The sequence below is a fragment of the Microcoleus sp. Pol7_B2 genome, from assembly GCF_036701035.1.
Taxonomy (GTDB): Bacteria; Cyanobacteriota; Cyanobacteriia; order Cyanobacteriales; family Microcoleaceae; genus Microcoleus.
Genome location: NZ_JAUBQB010000051.1, coordinates 12,867 through 32,538, shown reverse-complemented (window position 1 = coordinate 32,538; position 19,672 = coordinate 12,867). Strand labels below are relative to the sequence as shown.

16 protein-coding genes and 1 tRNA gene are annotated in these 19,672 nt (G+C 46.0%); 4 read left to right on the top strand and 13 right to left on the bottom strand.

The genetic code is table 11. The features are described from left to right. Positions 1–143 precede the first annotated feature (143 nt). From QUA57_RS18775 to QUA57_RS18765, 3 genes are all read left to right on the top strand, one after another. Entirely contained in the window at positions 144–3,002 is a 2,859-nt protein-coding gene (locus QUA57_RS18775) for a hybrid sensor histidine kinase/response regulator (protein ID WP_333062855.1), read from the top strand. A gap of 304 nt (positions 3,003–3,306) precedes the next feature. Continuing rightward, positions 3,307–3,783, top strand: coding sequence for a chemotaxis protein CheW (locus QUA57_RS18770; protein WP_333062857.1), 477 nt, complete (start codon positions 3,307–3,309; stop codon positions 3,781–3,783). A 66-nt stretch (positions 3,784–3,849) separates the two neighbouring features. After that, on the top strand, positions 3,850–4,590 hold the full coding sequence (locus QUA57_RS18765; protein WP_333062858.1) for a pentapeptide repeat-containing protein: 741 nt from the start codon (positions 3,850–3,852) through the stop codon (positions 4,588–4,590). A gap of 234 nt (positions 4,591–4,824) precedes the next feature. Here QUA57_RS18765 and urtE read toward each other — a convergent pair whose 3' ends face one another. The 6 genes from urtE to urtA all read right to left on the bottom strand — a co-directional run bounded on the left by urtE (position 4,825) and on the right by urtA (position 11,697). Continuing rightward, positions 4,825–5,523 (bottom strand): urea ABC transporter ATP-binding subunit UrtE, encoded by a 699-nt coding sequence (gene urtE / locus QUA57_RS18760; protein WP_015175091.1) that lies wholly within the window; start codon positions 5,521–5,523, stop codon positions 4,825–4,827. A 121-nt stretch (positions 5,524–5,644) separates the two neighbouring features. Continuing rightward, positions 5,645–6,391, bottom strand: a complete 747-nt coding sequence (gene urtD, locus QUA57_RS18755; RefSeq protein ID WP_333062859.1) for an urea ABC transporter ATP-binding protein UrtD — start codon at positions 6,389–6,391, stop codon at positions 5,645–5,647. Positions 6,392–6,525: 134 nt separating this feature from the next. After that, on the bottom strand, positions 6,526–7,248 hold the full coding sequence (locus QUA57_RS18750) for a TIGR00266 family protein (RefSeq protein ID WP_333062861.1): 723 nt from the start codon (positions 7,246–7,248) through the stop codon (positions 6,526–6,528). A 190-nt stretch (positions 7,249–7,438) separates the two neighbouring features. Continuing rightward, entirely contained in the window at positions 7,439–8,581 is a 1,143-nt protein-coding gene (gene urtC / locus QUA57_RS18745; protein ID WP_333062863.1) for an urea ABC transporter permease subunit UrtC, read from the bottom strand. A gap of 27 nt (positions 8,582–8,608) precedes the next feature. Next, a complete protein-coding gene (locus QUA57_RS18740) occupies positions 8,609–9,898 on the bottom strand; it encodes an ABC transporter permease subunit (RefSeq protein WP_333062865.1) in 1,290 nt (429 codons plus the stop codon). Between the two features lie 476 nt (positions 9,899–10,374). Next, positions 10,375–11,697 (bottom strand): urea ABC transporter substrate-binding protein, encoded by a 1,323-nt coding sequence (gene urtA / locus QUA57_RS18735; protein ID WP_333062866.1) that lies wholly within the window; start codon positions 11,695–11,697, stop codon positions 10,375–10,377. A 332-nt stretch (positions 11,698–12,029) separates the two neighbouring features. Here urtA and QUA57_RS18730 point away from each other — a divergent pair, with 332 nt between their 5' ends. Then, positions 12,030–12,206 carry a hypothetical protein gene (locus QUA57_RS18730; RefSeq protein WP_333062868.1) on the top strand — a complete coding sequence of 59 codons (177 nt, stop codon included), beginning with the start codon at positions 12,030–12,032 and terminating at the stop codon, positions 12,204–12,206. 16 nt (positions 12,207–12,222) lie between these two features. On the opposite strand, the gene QUA57_RS18725 is transcribed toward QUA57_RS18730, so the two are convergent. The 7 genes from QUA57_RS18725 to arsC form a co-directional block, all read right to left on the bottom strand. Next, positions 12,223–12,295, bottom strand: a tRNA-Ala gene (locus tag QUA57_RS18725). 120 nt (positions 12,296–12,415) lie between these two features. Further along, a complete protein-coding gene (locus tag QUA57_RS18720) occupies positions 12,416–13,144 on the bottom strand; it encodes an HAD family phosphatase (protein WP_333062870.1) in 729 nt (242 codons plus the stop codon). Between the two features lie 123 nt (positions 13,145–13,267). Continuing rightward, complete coding sequence (locus QUA57_RS18715) at positions 13,268–14,167, bottom strand: methyltransferase domain-containing protein (RefSeq protein ID WP_333062871.1); 900 nt, start codon at positions 14,165–14,167, stop codon at positions 13,268–13,270. 233 nt (positions 14,168–14,400) lie between these two features. Then, positions 14,401–16,827, bottom strand: coding sequence for an ATP-binding protein (locus tag QUA57_RS18710; RefSeq protein WP_333062873.1), 2,427 nt, complete (start codon positions 16,825–16,827; stop codon positions 14,401–14,403). 433 nt (positions 16,828–17,260) lie between these two features. Then, entirely contained in the window at positions 17,261–17,986 is a 726-nt protein-coding gene (locus QUA57_RS18705) for a TVP38/TMEM64 family protein (protein ID WP_333062874.1), read from the bottom strand. A 99-nt stretch (positions 17,987–18,085) separates the two neighbouring features. Beyond that, entirely contained in the window at positions 18,086–19,072 is a 987-nt protein-coding gene (arsS, locus tag QUA57_RS18700; RefSeq protein WP_333062876.1) for an arsenosugar biosynthesis radical SAM (seleno)protein ArsS, read from the bottom strand. A gap of 201 nt (positions 19,073–19,273) precedes the next feature. Further along, the gene (gene arsC / locus QUA57_RS18695; RefSeq protein ID WP_333062878.1) at positions 19,274–19,669 is read right to left on the bottom strand and encodes an arsenate reductase, glutathione/glutaredoxin type; all 396 of its coding nucleotides are present in this window, start codon (positions 19,667–19,669) and stop codon (positions 19,274–19,276) included. Between the last annotated feature and the right edge of the window lie 3 nt (positions 19,670–19,672).

Below are 19,672 nucleotides of genomic sequence, written 5' to 3'. Positions count from 1 at the left end.
TATCCTGAATGCGAAGTTATAGATAATCGTGAACCCGCCCCGATAACAATTACAGTTAAATAACGGGACATCATATATAAAAAAACTGCCAACAGTTAACAGTCAACAGTTAACTGTCAACAGACAACAGACAACAGACTAATATGAATGATGACGATTTAAACGAATTAATAGATGCTTTTACCGCAGAATGCGAAGAGTTTCTCCAGTCAATGGAGACGAATCTGCTGGCGATGGAAGCTGCGGGTTTGAAAGAGCGACAAGCGGCAGTTAAAGAAATGTTTCGGGCGGCGCACTCGATTAAAGGTGCGGGTTCGATGTTGGGCTTTCAAAACGTATCGGCGGCGGCTCACACGCTGGAGGACTGTTTTGTCATTTTGCGCGATCGCACAGACTTGTCGGCTCTGGAACCGACTACTGTGAGTGTTTTGCTGCAGGGGGTGGATGCTCTCAAAAAAATTACGATCGAATCAGTTCAACACTCCGATGTCACAACTCCGGATCAAACGGAAAACTTGGAGGCGATCGCCCAAATTTTCGCCCAGTTCCAGGCCAAGTACGGCAAGTCAGAACAGCCGCCAGTCCCCGCAGCCAGCCAATCGCCCGCCCCCGACACCCTGAAACTGATTTTTGAACAGCAAGTGCCGGCACTCTTCAATCGCCTAGAAACCGAGCTTTCCCAAGCTTCCGAGGCAGATTTGGCAAAAAGCGTCACCGCCCTCAACCAGGTTTACTACCAACTCTCGGGTTTGGCTGGAATGCTGCTATTGCCGGATTTTGGAAAAATCGCCGCAGCCCTCAGCGCTTTGATCGACTCTCCAGACTTGACTCTACAACGGTTGCAATCCGAGGGTTGGGCGATCGCCCAAAACTTGCAAACCGCACGCCAACAAATATTGGAAGGAAGGGCGATAGACATCCCCGACATCTCCCCCTCCCCGACTCCCCCCGACTCCCCCCCACTCTCCGACTCCCCGCCATCCCCGGAAATCTCCCCCTCCCCCTCCCTCTCCCTCCCCGACTCTCCCTCTCCCTCCCCGACTCTCCCCGACTCCCCGACTCTCACAGTCTCCAACCCGCAAAGACCGACCATCCGGGTAGACTTGGAACGCTTGACAGAATTAGTGAATCTAGTCGGAGAATTAGTCATCAACCGTACAAATTTAGAACTTCAAGAATCCGAACTGCGTGGCGAAGTCAAGCGTATCCGCCGCAATATCGTAGATTTAAACCAATTCGGCGGTCAGTTGCGAGAAGAATACGACAGACTGACTTTTGCAGAGTGGAGAGGGGGAAACGGGAACTCTGGATTGGGAAAACTTGCAGCAGCAGAAACAGAATTCCCCATGATTGCTAACGGCAAATCCTCTCCGGTTCATGCTCACTTCGATATCTTAGAGATGGATCGTTATACAGAGTTCCACTCGACAGCCGCAGAAGTCATCGAAACTGCCCAAGCAATTTCTCACTCCGCCACCAAATTAGACACCTTAGCGATGAAATTCGAGCGCAGTACCGACCAACTGCGCCGCATTACCGAACAACTACGCAGCCGCGTCATGCAGTTGCGAGTCGTGAGTTTCAGTCGCGCCGTCGATCACTTGCCCAGAGCACTCCGGGAGATGTGTCTCACATACGATAAAGATGTCAACCTGCTGCTAGTGGGAAGAGATACCAAAATTGACGAAAGTTTGCTCGACGCTTTGCGCGATCCCTTAATACACTTAGTGAGAAACGCTTTCGACCACGGCATCGAAATGCCCGAAGTTCGGAAAGCAAGTGGCAAGCCCGCCAGCGGTCAAATTGAAATAGAAGCCCGCCACCAAGGCGGCCAAACGATTATTACTGTCGCCGATGACGGCAAAGGCATTGACCCGGAAATGATTCGCCGTAAAGTTGTCACAAAGGGTTTGGCGACGGAGGAACAAGCTCAAGAATTTTCCATTGCCGAACTCTACGATTTTCTGTTTTGGCCGGGTTTCAGCACTGCAGAAGGGGTCAGCGACCTTTCGGGGCGGGGAGTCGGGCTCGACGTGGTGCGAACAAATTTGCGGACTGTGCGGGGGACGGTGAAGGTAGACTCTCGCCTGGGAAAAGGTACGAGTTTTATTATTAAACTGCCACTGCTGCTGTCGATTACTGATGCTTTGATGGTGAAGACCGATCACAATAAAATAGCAGTGCCGCTGGATGCAGTCGAGGAAATTCTGCACATTAAAGCCTCGGAAGTTCACATTGCCGGCAATCAGCCAATGCTGTGGTGGCGGGAGGAATTTATTCGTTTGGTGAGGATGCAAGATTTGCTCGAATACAGCGTCGTCGGGCCGGATGCCCCCTCTCCTGACCCTTTGACCCAAGACGAAATTCCCGTCCTGGTTTTGGCTTCTACCGAAGGAATGCTGGCGGTGGCCGTAGAACGGCTGATCGGTCAGCAGGAAATAGTGGTTAAACCTTTGCCACCGCCTCTATCCAAGCCTCGCGGCGTTTTGGGGACTACGATTTTGGGGGACGGGCGCGTGGTGAATATTCTGGATGTGGACGATTTGGTGGGCCAACCTGGGGTAAATAGTTCGATCGCCGCTGTGTCAGGTAAAGTGAAGGAGATGCCGGTGAGTTCGAGTCAGTCACCGCAGATTTTGGTAGTGGATGATTCCTATACAATTCGCCAGTTGCTGTCTATGACGCTGACTCGTGCTCGCTACCGGGTGGTACAGGCTAAAGACGGTGTGGATGCCCTGGAAAAGTTGCAAAATGGTCTTGATTGCAGTTTGGCGATCGTGGATATTGAAATGCCTCGGATGGATGGATTTGAATTGTTGCGATCGATCAGATCGACTGAGCGGTTTGCTAAGATTCCCGTAGCCATGCTGACATCCCGTAGCGGGGAAAAACATCGCCAAATGGCAATGGAATTAGGCGCAAATCAATACTTCACCAAACCTTACAGCGAAGCCCAACTTTTACAAGCCATCCCCAAATTAATCCACCAATCAATAATTTAATCCATAATCTCAAATTTCAATCAAATAATCCCTAATGTCAACAAACAAAACTTAGGTCAAAAGTAATTGAATACGCAAATAAGAGTGGGAACTACGCACCCGACTCACCTACTAAAATCGAATAATCTAAAATCTACAGCGTATTCCAGGTTTGTGAAGTGTAGGGACACGGCAGTGCCGTGTCCCTAGGGCGAGCTAACTATAGGCGGGTGTACTTCATAAATGTGGAATATGCTGTAAAATCCAATAATCCTCAATCTAAAATCTAAAATCCAATAATCCTTAATCTAAAATCTAAAATCGAATGACTCACGCCAATTACAATCGCCGCTTTCGGAGCAAGAAACAAGCCACTGTTAGAATTGCCCCTAAAAAATTTGTTTCCTTTGAACTGGGAAATATTTACTATGCTGTTCCTATCGAACGAGTGGAGCGCATTGTTAAAAACTTTAAGGCCTACGGTATTTTACCGAACGGTAATAGTCTACTGCGGCATCAAGAAGAACTGATTACCATAATTAATTTATCCAAAATATTTCCCAGCAGTCCGAGCATTGCTGACTGCAAATACCTAATTATTTGTACCTTAAATAAAAGCGATCGGTTAGGGATTCCCCTTCCTGAGATGCCAAAAATTTTGGAAATTACCGAAGAAAGCTTCTGCGAGATTCCCGAATTGTACCGTCAACAACAACTGCCTCCGGTAATAGAAAAGTTAATTCGCGCACCTGATGGTTCCGAAGTTTTTTATCTAAATTTTGATTTATTTAGCGAAATGTAGAGAGTTCACTTTTCGAGGTATTATACCATATAAATGGTATTTTCGCAAACAAAAAGTTATAGATTTATGAAAAAACTCACCATAATGTCGATCGCCCTACTAATTTTTTCAGCAACTCTCGAACTGCCGAAGGTGGGGCTGCAACTAAGTGCGATCGGGCAAATAGAAACACCCCAACCAATCCCAACACCCCAACCAATCCCAACACCCCAAACAATCCCAACACCCCAACCAATCCCAACACCCCAACCACAAACACCCCAACCCATCCAAACACCCCAACCAATCCAAACACCCCCAATACAAACACCCCAACCAAAACCAGCCGACCCCAAAAACCTCGGCTACGTCTCCCCAGAATTTGCCGAAAATTTCTCCCAGCAACAAATCGACCAAATCAACGCCAACGTCGAAACGCTGCTGCTAACTCAAAGCTGCTCCCGCTGCGACCTCCGAGCCGTAAAATTAGTTAACATTAACTTAAAAAATCCCATCCTGACAGGATCAGATTTATCAGATGCCAACCTCAGCGGTAGTCGCTTCGAGATCTCAGATTTTGTCAACACCAATTTAGCTCGCACAAACTTAAGCGGAGCCGAATTAGTAGGAGCGAGAATCAGCAACGCTAACCTCAGAAAAGCCAACTTGACAAAGACAAATCTAGACGGTGCAGACCTGCGATTTTCCGACTTGAGAGATGCCAATCTTTCCGATGCCAACCTCCGCAATGCTAATATAGATGGCGCTAGTATCGATCGAGCAAGTATGGCAGGCACCACAATGCCAGACGGCAGAAAAAATCAATAATATAGTCTCGTTTCCGGCGCGATTGAAATCGCTTCTTGTCAAACAAAGTCCGCATGGTGCGCGGACTGCATCCCTTGTTCCCAGGCTCTGCCTGGGAATAAATATCTAGAGGCTCTGCCTCGTTTCCTCGTTTCCAGCTTCCCTCTTCCCTCTTCCCTCTTCCCTCTTCCCTCTTCCCTCTTCCTTCCATCCGTTACATCCGTTACAGAATCCGTTGCCGAACTTCCTTCTGAATCAAACAGCCAAAAACCTCTGAATCACCTCATCACTTAACTCGCTAGTGCTTCCCGAAGCCACAATTCCGCCTTTTTGCATAGCATAATACCAGTCAGCTTGCCTCACAAAATGCAAATGTTGCTCCACCAACAAAACAGAAATTCCCCTAGTCGCAACCACGCGGCGCACCGCAGCTTCAATATCTAAAATAATGGATGGTTGAATCCCCTCCGTAGGTTCATCCAAAACCAGCAACTGCGGCTCACCCATCAAAGCCCTAGCAATAGCTAACTGCTGCTGCTGTCCTCCGCTCAAATCACCTCCCAGGCGATCGAGCATAGTTTTCAAAACAGGAAATAAATCAAAAATTTCATCAGGAACTTCAGGATTTTTGATTTTGGTTGGTTTCGCTTCCAAACCCAACAATAGATTTTCTTTAACCGTCAAACGTGGAATAATTTCACGTCCTTGAGGCACATAACCAATTCCTAATCTAGCCCGCTGGTGAGTCAACTTAGAAGCAATAGATTCTCCGCCAAAAGCAATAGTGCCACTGCGCGGTTGCAGCAACCCCATAATCGTTTTTAGCATAGTAGTTTTGCCCACACCATTGCGGCCGATTAAGCAAACCATTTGCCCCGCCATGACGCTTAAATCGACATCGCGCAAAATGTGACTTTCGCCGTAGTAAACATTCAAATTAGAGACTTGTAGCATAGTTTTTAATTGGTAATTGGGCAGGGAAATTAGTAGCAACTAACAAATAACTTCTTCCTTCTTCCGTCTTCCTGATATCCGTTACCTCCGTTACACAATCCGTTGCCGAACTTCCTTATTCTTACTCTTCCGGTTTTCCCAAATATACCTCAATTACCCGATCGTCATTTTGCACCTCATCCATAGTCCCCTCACACAAAACCGCACCCTGATGCAACACCGTAACCTGCCGCGCAATTTGCCGCACAAACTCCATATCGTGTTCAATTACCAACACCGAATGACTTTCCGCCAGCGAAATTAGCAACTCTCCCGTTAACATCGTTTCCTCATCCGTCAAACCCGCCACAGGTTCATCTACCAACAACAAATCAGGAGATTGAGCCACCAACATTCCAATTTCCAACCATTGCTTTTCCCCGTGAGAAAGCAAACCAGCCGAAATATCAGCTTTAGCAACTAAACCAATTGTTTCTAACAAACCGGAAACCGTGCGTTTTTCAGCAGCAGAAGCAGGCTTGAACAAAGTCGAAAAAACATTTTTATGGCGGCTGCAAGACAATTCCAAATTTTCGCGTGGCGTTAAATTCAAGTAAACTCGCGGCGTCTGAAACTTGCGACCAATTCCCAAGCGCGAAATCCTATCTTCCGACAGCTTGCGTAAATTCTGTCCCTTAAATAGCACCCGGCCCTCTGTCGGCTGCACCTTCCCGGTAATCGAATCGAGAAAAGTTGTTTTCCCCGCACCATTGGGCCCAATAATAACTCGTAGTTCGCCGGCATCCATGCTGAAATTTAAACCATTAATGGCTTTAAAACCATCAAAACTAACAGTCAAGTTTTCTATTTCTAATACTTTGCCATTCATAATTAGCAATTAACTCACTAATGGATAACAACTGATACTTTTTGTAGGTACGGAGAGACATTTTCTCCTTAGTTTAGCAGATTTTATAACCTGCCGCAGCACCATACTTTATACTTTTTTTTAGCAGTTTCTTCTCAACTAAAACTGCTAGAACTGCTCGAAATAGGAGGTGGAGCTGCTGCTAAAATGCGTTCAGCTAACTTCGAGAGTGGCAAACTTTGCACATATACTTTTCCAGGCCCAGTCATCTTTGCCAAAAACAAGCCTTCACCTCCAAACAAAGCATTCTTAAACCCGCCAACAAACTGAATATCGTAATCTACACTCGCTGCAAAAGCTACTAAACAGCCCGTGTCTACTCGCAACACTTCGCCAACTCCTAAATTTTTCTCAACTATTGTTCCTCCCGCATGAACAAAAGCTAGCCCGTCACCCTGCAATTTTTGCAGAATAAAACCTTCTCCGCCAAAGAAACCGGCACCGAGTCGCTTGGTGAATGCTACCTCAATTTCAATGCCGTTGGCCGCACAGAGAAATGAGTCTTTTTGACACAAAAACTTACCGCCAAGTTGGCCTAAATCTAGGGGAATTACTTTACCCGGATAGGGGGCGGCAAAAGCGACGCGGGCCTTGCGATTTCCGGCGTTGACAAAGGTGGTAATGAAAAAACCCGCTCCTGTCAGCATTCGTTTAAAACCTTGAAATAAGCCGCCGCCTGTGGATGTTTGCATTTGGATGTCGCCTTCCATATATGTCATGGTTCCAGCTTCAGCCCTGACGCCTTCTCTAGGGTCGAGTTCAATCTCGATGAGTTGCAAATCGTCGCCGTAGATTTTGTAGTCAATAATATCTGCCATATGTTGCCCCTCAAGTTAAAGAACAAAGCTAGTTGCTACGGATATCTAAGTAGGTGGACATATATATTACGTTTCCTCAGACAGAGATAAATGCAGCGTTTGCCAAGTCTATGGCGATTGCTTTGTTTGTCTGTTGTAGGTGACATTTATTTATGTCAGCCTACTTATAAATTACACGATATTTTTGCACTCAATGTTCAAGTTCTTCTTTTTCGAGCTGCACTTGGGGGTCTTGTTCCAGGCTGGGGTAAGTAGATACGTACTTCGGTTTTCTGAACAAGCTGCGGATTTGGTCGAAACTTTGATCTTGCAGCCATCCGACTAGGCCGTCGGGCAGGACTGTTACTACTATTAAGAAAAGCGCACCTTGGAAAAATAGCCACACTTCGGGAAATTGCTCGCTCAAAAAACTCTTGCCAAAGTTGACTAGCAGCGCTCCTAATATTGCTCCAGATAATGTGGCGCGACCTCCCACTGCGACCCAGATTACCATTTCAATTGAAAAGGCAATATCCATTGCTTTTGGCGAAATGATTCCGGTTTGTACGGTAAATAATGCGCCTGCAATCCCGGCTAAACCGGCCGAAATAGCAAAGACTAAAACTTTATATCCTGTGGGATTGTAACCTGAGAAACGCAGGCGCACTTCGTCGTCGCGAATGGCTACTAGCAGGCGGCCGAAACGCCCGCTGGTCAGCCATCGGCAGAGGGCGTAAGTTGCTGCTAGAAAGAGTATGGTGAGAATGTAGAAAATATATTGAGTATCTCGGTCATTGACTGTGGCTCCGAACAGGGTTTTAAAGTCGGTGAGTCCGTTAGTGCCGTTAATCAGTTTTTGCTGACCGTTAAAGAAGTTGAAAAATACAATGGTTGCTGCTTGGGTAAGAATTGAAAAGTAAACGCCTCGAATTCGATTGCGGAATACTAAATAACCTAAAAGTGCGCCCAAGATGGCGGGGATGAGAACTACTGCTAATGCTGAGAAAGGAAATGAATAAAATGGTTGCCAAAACCAGGGGAGTTCGGTAACGCCGTAGAGGTTCATAAATTCTGGCAATTGACTGCTGGCAGTTGGGGGAATTTGCAGTTTTAGGTGCATGGCGAAGGCGTAACCGCCGATCGCAAAAAATACCCCATGCCCTAAACTGAGCAAACCCGTGTATCCCCAAATCAAGTCTATGCCGAGGGCGGCAATTGCTAGTGCTAAAAATCGCCCCAATTGATTGAGCCGAACGTCGGGGAGTATTCCTGGAATGAGCAATATGAATGTGAGGGCGATCGCGCTGACAATTGCCGCTTCTTTTAGCCAGGGTTTTTGATGTTTGTTCTGCATTTTTCGCTACACTCGCAGTTGTAATTTTTAATTTTCTACCGTCCGCCCTTTTTGCGGGAAAATCCCTCCCGGCTTCACTTGCAGAAAAGCCATAATTAAGGCGAATACCATTACTTTTGCCATGCTGGTTGTGGCGAAAAATGTGAAGAAGTCGGCTAAAGGCTTGACGGGAGCGAACATTATTGCTAATGTTCCCGAACCAATCAGGTAATTTGCAGTGCCGATCGCGATCGCAGCAACTACACTCCCCACAATCTTGCCGACACCGCCCACAACCACCACCATAAACGTATCGACTATATAATTTTGTCCGGTATTTGACCCTACCGAACCGATCAAACTAATCGCGCACCCAGCCACACCTGCCAACCCCGAACCCAAAGCAAAAGTCAGCGCGTCTACTTGTTCGGTAGGAATTCCCAAACACGCACTCATGCTGCGATTTTGTGTCACGGATCTAATCCGCAATCCCCACACAGACTTTTGCAAAAATAGGTAAATTCCCGCCAAACAAATTCCGGTAAGGACAATAATAAAAATTCGGGCGTAGGGCAACTGAAAATTGCCCAGCGGTATGCCGCCCCGCAACCATTGCGGTGCAGTTACGTCCACATTTTGAGCGCCAAACCAAGGTTGAGTTACTGCCAGTTTGTAAGTTTGCCCTAAAAAGGCGCTTACCGCCCAAGAAATACCCAAAGATAGAGGTAAAAGTATGGCGATAATTCCGCCGCGAATTCGAGCGAAATCGGGGCGGCGTTTCGGCACCTGCAAGCGACCAAAAAATAGCAATCGCAAACAAAATCCCACAATTCCTGCAATTCCTATCACCAGAATCCAACTCACGATCCAACTCACGCTGCGGACAAGCTTTCGAGCGAAAGCGGGGTGGCGTTTCAGCACCTGAAAGCCACCAAAAAATAGCAAACAAAACACCGCAATCCCAATTACCAACACCCAACTCACGCTGCGGACAAACTGCTGCAAAATTAAACTTACGCCCCAAGTTGCCAGCAGAGTTTCTAGCGGTCGCCCGTAAAGATAGCGAATCACTCCGCGTTCGAGAATTAATCCTACCAACGCAGCTACTAAAAAAGCTAGGGGAATCGCAAATAAAATATAGGTTTCAAAAGCAAATCCTCCGATACCTTTGAAGACATTTTGCACCACGAAAGTTGTATAAGCCCCCAGCATCATCAACTCGCCATGAGCCATATTAATCACGCCCATCAGCCCGAAAATAATCGCTAATCCCAGGGCTGCAATTAGTAAAACTGCGCCGATGCTAATGCCGTTAAATAAACCATCTAATATCGCCAATTTTGTTACTCCTGCATCAAGTGGGTTAAGTTTGTTCGCGGATAATTCGGGGCGGATTTTATCCCATTGGTGTCAACTTAGAACTAAAACCCTCTGTATATCTCGCTTGTAGCCTAGTCTAGATCCCCCTAAATCCCCCTTAATAAGGGGGACTTTGAAGAGTCCAGTTCTCCCTTATTAAGGGGAGTAGGGGGTGACGCAAGAACGCTCTTGTCCCCCCCTTATTAAGGGGGGCTAGGGGGGATCGAAGATACGTTATCAACGTTAACAAAAGTGGTATTACCAGAAAGAATTGGTTTAAAGCCTCTCCCTTGCAGGGAGAAATTAAAAGAAGACTATTCATTACTCCAATCCTCTTCCTTCCAGGTAAAGGTCGCTATCAACTATCAACTGTCAACTGTCAACTGTCAACTGTCAACTGTCAACTGTCAACTGTCAACTGTCAACTGTCAACTGTCAACTGAATGAACTACTTATCAAGCTTTGAATTTACCGCCTTTTGCGGGGTCTGACCAATCGCAAGCAAAGCCTTTTGTTTCAGCGACAAATTGATTCCAAGGCACCGGCTTCACGGCTTGTGGTGTAGCAAAAGCGATGTTAAACAAACCGTCGTCTCTCACTTCGCCCAACCGCACAAATTTAGAAAGATGATGGTTAACATCCATCGTTACTGTGCCCCCTGGCGCGTCAAAGGTTTGACCCAAAGCTGCTGCCCGCACTTTTTCCAAATCGTCGGCTGTCCCTGCTTTTTCGACGGCTTGCTTCCACAGGTAAACCATGATATAAGCTGCTTCCATCGGGTCGTTAGTCACTCTATCGTTGCCGTATTTTGCTTTGAAAGCTTGCACAAATTTTGTATTAGCCGGAGATTCCACAGTCATGAAGTAATTCCAGGCGGCGTAATGGCCTTTAAGATATTCTACGCCGATCGCCTTTACTTCTTCTTCCGCAATACTGACAGACATTGACGGATATTTGTCCGGGCCCAAACCTGCACCCTGCAACTGTTTGAAAAATGCTACGTTGCTGTCGCCGTTGAGAGAATTGAAAATGACGCCGCCGTCTGGCAAAGCTGCCTTAATTTTAGTAATAATTGGCGTGACTTCTGTACCGCCCAAAGGAATGTAATCTTCCCCAACTAATTCGCCGCCTTTGGCTGCTAGCTGTGCCTTGATAATGGTATTTGCAGTGCGGGGAAAAACGTAGTCAGACCCGACTAAGAAGAATTTTTTGCCTTTATTTTCTAGCAGCCAGTCTACTGCTGGTTCGATTTGTTGGTTCGGCGCCGCCCCAGTATAAAAGATATTTTTGGAACACTCTTGACCCTCGTATTGTACGGGATACCAGAGCATATGATTTTTTTCTTCAAATACCGGCAATACTGCTTTGCGGCTGGCCGAAGTCCAGCAGCCGAAGACGGTGACAACTTTATCTTGGTCGATCAATTTTTTGGCTTTTTCGGCAAAAGTCGGCCAGTCTGAGTTGCCATCTTCTATGACTGCTTCGATTTGTTTTCCGAGAACGCCACCAGCTTTATTGATTTCTTCGATCGCTAATTGTTCGGCATCGACAACGCTTTTTTCGCTGATTGACATCGTGCCGCTCAAGGAATGCAAAATTCCTACTTTGATCGTGTTTCCGCCCCCGGCTGCTGCTGGTGTTCCTGTTGAAGTTGGAGAAGGAGAAGCGGCGGGAGTTGCTGTTGGAGTTGGAGTTCTACAAGCTTTTAGAAATAAACTTGATGTTAGGGTAGCCGAACCGTATAAAAGGAATTTCCGCCTATCGAATCGCTTTGTCATTTTTTCTTGTTACTCTTGAATAGATGAGTCAGATGATTGAGAATAATAACACATAGCGACTTGATATTAAGACTCGCTTCAGCAGACTGTTGTATTTTTAGCTACAAAACTTATTGTTTTTGAGAAAATGAATGTTTTGTGGGGATTGAGGGCAACTGCGGCCGAAACCGGAGTGATACCTTGTTAGATTTTAGATTGACTGATGACATCAGGGTGGGGATCACGGGCTTACCCGATTTTTTTGGGAAACCGGGTTTAGACACCAAAATACGTCTTTTCAGCAATTAGTGTGTAATTAGAAACCAGGTTTCTTTACATAAATTATCTTATTGATGCTACCAGTTAGGCAGCAACCGGGTCGATCGCACAAAATAGAAAGCGGGTTTCTCGCTCTCCACAGGTTATTGATGCTAAAACTTAGGCAGCAACTGAGTCGATCGCACACTCATAGGCGAGTATCAAAGCAGGTGACGATCGCACTTCGCTTTGAGTACGATCGTCACCTGTAGTAATGCCCCTGATTTATGGAGAATAGCGGACTCGAACCGCTGGCCTCTGCGGTGCGATCGCAGCGCTCTACCAACTGAGCTAATTCCCCTGATTGAGTTTTAATTTAGCATTTTAGATGCCGGATTGCCGAATCTAAAAGGCTTACAGGTCTTGCTGGCTCTCACGTTCGCAGACCGTCACTTACACTACCACGTAACTGCTAAAAAGGTCAAGAGTTTTCTGCGGCCGGCTCAGTGGGGGCGATCGAGCAAAGTGCCGCCACTCTATCCAACTCTAAATCAGCAAAATAGTCCACCGTCCAATTAGCTTGGCGCTGGATCATGTGAAACGGGTAAGTGTGAGTCACACCCGCAACCTGAATCCCCGCTTTTTTCGCTGCTTCAATCCCCGCAAAAGTATCTTCCACCGCCAAACACTCGATCGGTTGCAGGTTAAAGTCGGGATATTTCTGGTTGAGAAGTTCCACAGCCAATAAATAGCAATCCGGTGCTGGTTTGCTCGCCGTCAAGTCGTCGCCTGCGACAATTAACTCAAAGTTTGCTGCCAAACCGGCCCGATCTAACACCAATTCTATATCCGATCGCATTGCCCCGCTAACTACGGCCATTTTCAGTCCGGCAACCCGAATTTTATCAATAAATTCTGCCAAACCGGGATAAATCGGCAGTTTCTCCAAAGTATCTATTTGAGCTTTGTAAGCTTCTGCCTTGCGCTGCAGCAGTCGATCGAGATATGTTTCTGTTAGATATCGTCCTCGGCGCTTGAGCAGTTCGGTAATGCAAGCGCGATCGCTCCTTCCCAAACAAACTTCTCGAAACTCCCCACGTTTGAGCTGGAGATTTTCATCGAGCATCAATTGAGCGATGATTTTCTCGTGAATCGGCTCGTCATTAACAATCACGCCATTAAAATCAAATAAAACAGCTTTTAGAGTCATTAGTTAGGAGTTAGGAGTTAGGAGTTAGGAGTTATTAGTTATTAGTTATTAGTTATTATTCAGTCCGCGAAGGCGGACTTTATTTGTGTAGCCCCGACTTCCAGTCGGTGGTTATTCTGTAAATCAAGCGGGAGCTGGAATGCCCGGTAAATCGCCATCAAAATCAGGAGTTCGATCGCCCCAATTCCACCCCCTCGCCACATTTGCCTGTTCCAAATCTTCCCCAGGCAAAGGTTTCACGCCCTGCGTCACCTGATTCACCCACCAGTGTTCGTGAGTTTGCACCGCCGCGAATCCAGCCGCCCCCGCCCAAGCATCGAGGCTGCCAGCCGCGTAAGACTTAATATAAGGCTCTTCAAAGATATCAGTCAGCCACTCTGTTTGCCGCAAAGTTTTTTGATTTCCGTCCAAAATTGCCACTTGTCCCCCAACCTTCAGCAGTCGGAAGCTTTCTCGCAAAATTGCCCGCGATACAGCAGGTGGCGTCTCGTGAAATAGCAAGGAAGCTGCGACTAAATCGAAGCTGGCATCGGGGAAAGCAACGCTTTCGGCATTTCCGTGCAACCACTGGATATTTAAGCCGGCTTTTTGCGCTTTCATGTCGGCAACTACCAGCATATAAGGCGACAAATCCAGCCCGACAACTTCCGCTGCGGGAAAAGCCTGCTTGAGCATGAGCGTTGTCGAACCGGTGCCGCATCCCAAATCGATAATTCGGCGCGGTTTCACCCGCACAGCGTCAATTAAGCCTTGCCTGACGACTGTTTCATGGGGAGGCAAAACATATTGCGTGATGGGATCGTAGGAAACGGCGGCACTGGGGTTGAGGTAGCCACGTTTAATGCCGTGAAAGTTTTGGCTGGTGTAATATTCGGGATAAACTAAATCGGGTTGTCGGTAGCGATCGCCCGCTGTTTCCCAGTCGATACCTTCGTATAGTCGTTTCAGTGCTTCTTCGTCGATCGCCAGTCGAACCAGGGGCGACAAAAAGCGCTCGAAAATTGTATCCTTGCCAACAGCCATAAAACACCTTTAACAAAAACTCTTCTAATTTTAGCCAACTGCCGTCAACTTAGGATTAATTAAAACTGTTTAGCCCCTCTTCCCTCTTCCTTCTAGCCCTTACCTCCGTTACAAAATCCGTGAGCTTCCTTTCTACTTCCTTCTTATACCAGTTTTTCCAAAAAATTCAACTATATACCAGCTTAAAAAGCTTGTTTTATCAGGCATTTGAAAATCTCAAATCTCAAATTGTATTACTTCTCGTTAGTAATAGGAATTTTTACCAAACACTCCGTACCCCCGCCAGGAGGTCGAGAAATTGTGATGCTGCCGCCGTGTCCATCTACTACAATTTTGTAGCTAATTGCCAACCCCAAACCCGTGCCTTTGCCCACCTCTTTAGTAGTAAAAAATGGGTTAAAAATTTGGTCTTTAACGCTGTCGGGAATGCCGGGGCCGTTGTCGGCGATCGCCACTTTCAGAAATTTAGCGCCATGTTCCCGAACTACTCCCGTGGAAATAGTAATAATTTTATCCAGGCGATCGATCTCGTTCAAGGCATCGATCGCATTACTCAGCAAGTTCATAAACACCTGATTGAGCTGAGAGGGATAGCACTCGACTGAAGGCACTTTTCCGTATTTCTTGACTATATAAATTCTATTTTTAATGCGGTTGGAGAGCAGCAGCAAGGTATTTTCTATACCTTCGTGAATGTCCGCTAGCTTTTTGTCAGATTCATCCAGGCGAGAAAAGTTTCGTAAAGAAAGAACTATGCTGCGAATGCGTTCGGTTCCTATTTTCATAGAATTCAATATATGCGGCAAATCTTCCTCGATAAATTCTAACTCGATTTCTTCGCTAAAATCTGCGATTTCCTGGGGAACCTCTGGGAAGGCTTCTTTGTATAAACTCACCAACTCTAATAAATCTTTAGTATATTTGCTGGTATGAGGCAAATTAGCTGAAATGAAGTTAACGGGGTTGTTGATTTCGTGCGCTATCCCAGCCACCATTTGACCGAGGGATGACATTTTTTCGTTCTGCACTAAATGAGTTTGAGTTTTTTTCAGTTCATTTAAGGCACTATTAAGCAGTTTTACTTGGTCTTGGGTTTGACTGTAAAGGTGAGCTTGAGTAATTGCGATCGCCAATTGGTCTGCTACAGCTTTTAACAGTTGGATTTCCTCCCTGCTCCAAAGCCAATGAGTAGCGTGGCTACAAATTAAATAACCCTGCGGTTGATTCTGAGTCTGGACAGGTACGGCTAAATAGCTATTAGCTTTAAGTTCGGGCGGTTGAGTTACACCCTTCGCCCAAGTGTCCATCGAAAGAATAATTGGTTCGCCTTGACCACTCCGTACTAACACATTTTCGAGAAAGTAAGGCTCAAACTTTATGCCTTGTGTCGGAGAATCAGATGGGCAACATTCCCACAGGATTTGTAACGTTTTTTCTTGCGGTTTGTACCAACCAAAAGCCGCAAGTTCTAGGTGCAGCAAACTTACTATTTCTTCGACTGTACTTTGCACAATTTGGTCTAATTCTAGGGAAGCGCGAATGCGTCCAGCAATCCGGTTGAGCATGGCTTCTCGCTCCGCTTGAGCGCGATTGTTTTCGGACGAGTAAATTAGCCAAATTGCTGCTAGCATTGCCGGGATGAGCAGTCCGGCGACTACGGAGGTCAGCAAATTTAATGCTTGCAGTTGGGATTCAATATTTTCACGGGGAATTACTAAAGCCATTGACCAGTTAACTTCCTTGAGTGGAGCATAGGCCACATATACCCATTTGTTATCTATTTTTACCAGTTTGATGTTCGTCTGGCGGTCGATCATCTGCCGCGCAATTGTGGAGAGAGCGGGGTCTTTTGACTGTAAAAAGCTTGGGGCCTCCTGGTCGATATTTCCGATTAAGTTATTGTTGGGATGAACAATTGGCACTCCTTGTGAATTGAGCGCAAAAGCATAACTGTCCGAACCGTACAGCAAGCTGTTAGCGACAGATGTTACTCGGTCTAATTTAATGCTGCCTGAGAGGACTCCAATTACTTGATTGGGAGCGGGAGGTAAGGCCCAAATAGGAGCTGAAATAATAATCGTAGAAACTTTTGTACTGCGGCCGATCAGCGGGTCGGAAACGTTGAGCTGCCCGGCCATTGCTTTTTGAAAGTGTTGGCGGTCTTTGCTGTTCGCGCGGTGGCCTAAAGTGTTGATAAATAAGCCGTCGGGTTGAGTTAATGACAGGACGAAATACTCTTTTAATCTGTATATTTCTCCTTGTAACCGGGGCTCGACTAATTGCCAATTGAGAGTGCCAACCGTAGGATCGTAAGCAATGGTTTCTATTTCTGCTTTGCGGCTGCTGAGCCAGCGGTCGATTTCATCGGTGCCTTTTTCTAGTTTTAATAGTGCTATTTGCTTTAAATTGTCAAGGATTAGTCCGCGTACAAAAAAATAGCTGATGCAAGCAGTTGTGCTAATGGTTAAAGCGGTGGTGCCCAGAATTAGCAGGGTCAGCAAATGGCGGCGCTGCCGTCTGTGCTGCCAAAGACTGTGCGCTTGCTGCCACTGCGATTGAGCAGAATTGCTGATGTTGTCCCAAAAGTGGCGCAGCTTTTTTGTTTGGTGTGGCGGCGGCGCAGACACAGATCCGGCTTGATTTGCTGGGTTTTGCATCATCAAATGTTCTCTCCGAATCAAATTCATCAAACGGTAATGGTCATTCTGCAGAATTAATATCAGCCAAGTCGTGAGACCAGTTTCAGAAAAATAATGCAACTGTAGGCCGGTGATCCCAACCCTGGTAGGCATCAGTCATTCCAATCTCAAATCTCAAATCTCACATTTAAAATGGTATGACTTGCATTCCTGACTGCAAACAATTCTTATTCCGCTCGCACGCTTGCCTTCTATTTTGGCATCAGCTTTATATTTTGACCTTCGGTTTACCTAATTGAGGTTACTGCTTTACGATATCTTTAATATCTATCTCGTTTGTATAACAAAATAATTATAAATAACACAGAGAAAACACGGAGTTTTTTAAATTACCCATGTATTATAAGGTATAGGTAAATACTTATTGACAATTTTACTAATTTGCGCTGTGGTTTCAAGGGGAAATTTTTTCGTCTAAAGCTTTTTTTGCCAAGCGGGTTGCATAAACGGTGAGGGCGATCGTTGCTACCAAACCAATGCCGTAGAGAGTCCACTCAGCATTAGTGCGCGATCGCCCGCTAGATCCGAGTGCAGCCAAACTCCCGGCCAGGGAACCGATATAAACATACATCACAGTTCCAGGAATCATACCGATCCAAGATGCCAAAAAATAATCTTTTAAAGATACCTGCGTGACTCCAAAAGCATAGTTAAGCAAATTAAACGGAAAAATGGGAGAAAGTCGCGTCAGCAGCACAATTTTCCATCCTTCAGAGGCAACTGCGGAGTCGATCGCCTTAAATTTTTGATTGCCCTCTATCTGTTTGGAAACCCAGTCGCGAGTTAAATACCGCCCTACCAAAAAAGCGCAAGTTGCGCCTAAAATCGAGCCGATGGAAACACAAACCGAACCGCCAACGACTCCAAACAAAACCCCAGAACCGAGAGTCAGCAAAGAACCGGGGATAAATAGAACCGTTGCTACAATGTAAATTAGAATAAAAGCTGCCGGGCCCCAAGGGCCGAGACTCGCGATCGACTCCAAGGCATTTTTCAGAATTTCTTGGAAGTTAAAAAACCTGGTCCCTGCAATTAAAGCCACAGCTAAACCAATCCCTAAAATCAGCTTCCACCTGTTGGATGGCGGCGAATTTTCACCGGGCGATCGCGAATCATTCATTACCTAAACTCTCCATTCATTCATTGCATACACTGTAAGGTTTGTAGTTGCGCTTTAGCGCTAAAAAACTTTGTAATAAAGCGCAACTTTTCCTTTAAATTAAATCAAAGTACCGCCGCAGCTAGAACCGCAACCTGCCGTACATCCATAACAATAAGCAGCAGTTTGCACCTCTTGAATCACATCTAAACTGCCAGATTCGAGCAACTTAGCAACAGTTATCTTTTCTCCGCTGCCAGTTTTAGCTGGCAGATTTTCCATTTGGTTAAAATCGCAGTCGTAGACATTGCCCAAATAGTCGATAGACAATTCGTTGCGGCACATTAAATGTTCCAGAGTACCGGGATTAAAATTATCCTCCAAAAACCCCAGATAAGGCTTGTGCAGTTTCTTATGTTCCAAATGAAACTTAGTCCGTCCCACCGGCAAATTAGTAATCGCGAACAATTGATTAAAACAAATCCCAAAATGTTCGGCTAAATAAATCTTGTAATCTTGCTCTAACTTGCCTTGTTCCGGTGTTAGCGAAAATTTTTCTGTAGCCGGCACTTGTGGATTGTACACCAAATCCAGAGTTAAATTTGGGTTTTTCCCGTATCCCAACTGATTTAGCTTTTGCAGCGCCCGAATCGAACTGTCAAAAACACCGTTGCCGCGCATTTTGTCCACATTGTCAGCTTGGTAGCAGGGAAGTGACGCCACAATTCTGACTTGGTGCTGCGCGCAATATTCGGGAATATCTTCAAAACCTTTTTCAAAGTAAATCGTCAAATTAGAACGAACAATTACCTCTTTACCTGCCGCCCTGGCAGCTTCCGCTAGCGGTTTAAAACCGTAAAGCATTTCGGGAGCACCGCCGGTGAGGTCAACAGTTTTAATTTGAGGAAAGCGGCGAATAATTTCAATTAATTGGTCGCAAATTTCCGGGGAAAGTTCTTCTGTTCGTTTCGGGCTAGCTTCTACGTGGCAGTGAGTGCAAGCGAGGTTGCAGCGTTTGCCGAGATTAATTTGTAAAACTGTAATCTGCTTTTTAGTTAAAGCTGAGTTAATTTTGTTTTTGAAAGGCGTGACTGCTGTCTGAATCATGTGCTAACCTTTTGGTCTGTGCTCGCAACGAATGTAGAGGCGTTCCGGCGGAACGCCTCTCATAATTTAGCACTAATTCCAATAGTTCTGGACGCATCAAAACCCACGAAACCGGGTTTTGTGCCGTTTTTGCGGGATGTAAAGCGTCTTCTTAGAAAAAAACCCGATTTCTGACCACTCGTGCGTGTAGGACTATTAATCTTACTTTAGAGAGTCAACTAATGTTTCAACTCGTGCTTTAATTTCATCTCGAACGCGGTGAAAAGTTTCGAGGGGTTGTCCGTCGGGGTCGTCGAGTTGCCAATCTTCAAACACTTCTCGCAATACCCACGCTTCGGGTAAATTCACACCGCAGCCGCAGAGAGAAATTACTGCATCGTAGTCTTCTGCATTGAATTCGCTTAAGGGGTTTGATGTTTGATCTGTGATATCAATGCCGATTTCTGACATGACTTGAATTGCTGTCGGATGAACTCTGCTTGATTCTAAACCGGAACTGGTGACTCCAATCTTGCCGGCTCCGATGGTTTTAGCAAATCCTTCTGCCATTTGCGATCGGCAGGAGTTTCTTTTGCAAACAAACATTACTTTTTTCATGGT